Annotated in this window: 2 protein-coding genes; both read left to right on the forward strand. The window is 72.5% G+C overall.

Going from position 1 to position 1,474, the window contains the following annotated elements; translation table 11 throughout:
* Positions 1 to 110 precede the first annotated feature (110 nt).
* The gene (locus tag G6017_RS14270) at positions 111 to 593 is read left to right on the forward strand and encodes an RrF2 family transcriptional regulator (RefSeq protein ID WP_179523228.1); all 483 of its coding nucleotides are present in this window, start codon (positions 111 to 113) and stop codon (positions 591 to 593) included.
* A 170-nt stretch (positions 594 to 763) separates the two neighbouring features.
* Positions 764 to 1,474: TSUP family transporter (locus tag G6017_RS14275; protein WP_182610943.1), on the forward strand; the 711-nt coding region annotated here is incomplete at its 3' end.

Raw genomic sequence — 1,474 nt, forward strand, 5'->3', positions numbered from 1 at the left:
TGGGCCCGCCGTGGCCCACGACCCCGTGCCCGCGCGGGGATAGGGGGCCCGCCCGGCGCCCCTCGCCACTCCCCCGCCCGGCGCGCGAGGCGCTCTGGGAGACTGTCCCCATGAGGGTCACCGCGAAATCGGACTACGCGCTGCGGGCGCTCGTCGAACTCGCGAACGCGCAGCGGGATCACGGTGGCGACGGCCCCCGCGAGAACCCGATCAGCGCCGAGGAACTGGGGCGGCTGCAGGACATCCCGCACGGGTTCCTCCAGTCCATCCTGTCGGACCTGCGGCGGGCCGGCATCGTGGCCAGTAGGCGGGGCAAAACCGGCGGCTGGACGCTCGCCCAGGACGCGGGGGCGGTCACCGTCGCGGACGTCCTGCGCGCGGTCGACGGCCCCCTCGTCAGCGTCTACGACGTACGCCCCGAGGCGGTCGACTACAACGAGCGCGCCGCTGTCCTCCAGCACGTGTGGATCGCCTCGAGGGCCTCCCTGCGGCGGGTCATGGACGCGGTGTCGCTCTCGGATCTGGCCGAGGGCCGGCTGCCCCCCGACGTCCACGCGCTCACCCTCGACGACGACGCCTGGGAGCCCCGCTGACGGACGGGGCCCGGATCCGCTGACTCACCGGTGGCTCCCACCGCGGTCAGATGTTAATGTCTACTGAACAGCTCGGTTTAATGCCTTAATGGCCGGAGGGTCTCTCCCTCCGCCCGACAGGCGGCCACCGGGAGTGACAGTGTCATCGACCGACGTCGGAGGATCCCCCCGTGCCCACCCTGATCGTCCTCGGCTTCGCCGGACTCCTGGCCCAGCTGGTCGACGGCTCGCTCGGCATGGGATACGGCGTCACCTCGACGACCATCCTCGTGGCAGCCGGGATCGCCCCCGCCGCCGCGTCCGCCGCCGTGCACTTCGCCCAGATCGGCACCACGCTCGCCTCGGGGATCTCCCACCACAAGTTCGGGAACGTGGACTGGCGCATCGTCGCGATCCTCGCCGGACCGGGTGCGGTGGGTGCCTTCATCGGCGCGACCGCGCTGACCCGGCTGTCCAGCGCGGCGGCCAAGCCCATCGTCGCCTCGCTCCTGCTCGTGCTCGGCTTCTACGTCCTCTATCGCTTCCTGCGACTCGGCGGCAGGCGACCCCAGTTCTCCGGCCAGATCTCGGCGCGCTTCCTCGTCCCACTCGGCTTCGCCGGCGGAACCCTCGACGCGTTCGGTGGCGGCGGATGGGGCCCGGTGGGAACGACCACCCTGCTCTCGTCGGGTCGGGTCGAGCCCCGGAAGGTCGTCGGCTCCATCAGCGCCTCGGAGTTCGTGGTGGCGGTGAGCGCCTCGATCGGCTTCCTCTTCGGCCTCGGCGCCGCCGGCATCAACTGGGCGTTCGCGGCCGCGCTGCTGGTCGGCGGCGTGATCGCCGCGCCGTTCGCCGCCTGGATGGTGCGCCACCTGTCGCCGCGGGTCCTGGGCACTGCCGCC

Origin of the sequence: Dietzia sp. B44 (genome assembly GCF_014145245.1) — a bacterium.
Lineage (GTDB): Bacteria > Actinomycetota > Actinomycetes > Mycobacteriales > Mycobacteriaceae > Dietzia > Dietzia natronolimnaea.

Coding starts and splice junctions, on each gene's coding strand:
- G6017_RS14270 (WP_179523228.1), top strand. CDS start 111: ATGAGGGTCACCGCGAAATCGGACTACGCGCTGCGGGCGCTCGTCGAA.